The sequence below is a fragment of the Vibrio jasicida CAIM 1864 = LMG 25398 genome (assembly GCF_000400365.1).
In the GTDB taxonomy this organism is placed as follows: Bacteria; Pseudomonadota; Gammaproteobacteria; order Enterobacterales; family Vibrionaceae; genus Vibrio; species Vibrio jasicida.
The window spans coordinates 1-215 of the sequence record NZ_BAOG01000256.1 but is presented as its reverse complement, the minus strand read 5'-3'; the positions used below and the strand labels follow the sequence as shown (position 1 = coordinate 215).

The following is a 215-nucleotide window of genomic DNA, read 5'->3' as shown; positions in this document are numbered from 1 at the left end:
GAAAGGAAGACCTTCAATGAAACAGCAGCCTCAACGTACCACTAAACCAGATAATGAAATGACACTTGAGGAGCTAAGAGAGGAGTTGGTCTACTTACGAACTGAGAATGCTGTTCTAAAAAAGTTAGAAGAGTTGGAGCAAGAAAAGAACCGTCGAACAAAGAAAAAGCGGTCATAGCTCTAACTCTTAAAGGTAAGTACCCACTGAAGCACCT

General features: G+C 41.4%; 1 pseudogene. It reads left to right on the top strand.

From position 1 onward, the window contains the following. Positions 1–178: pseudogene (locus VJL_RS30445) on the top strand (helix-turn-helix domain-containing protein); the annotation flags it as partial. Positions 179–215 lie beyond the last annotated feature (37 nt).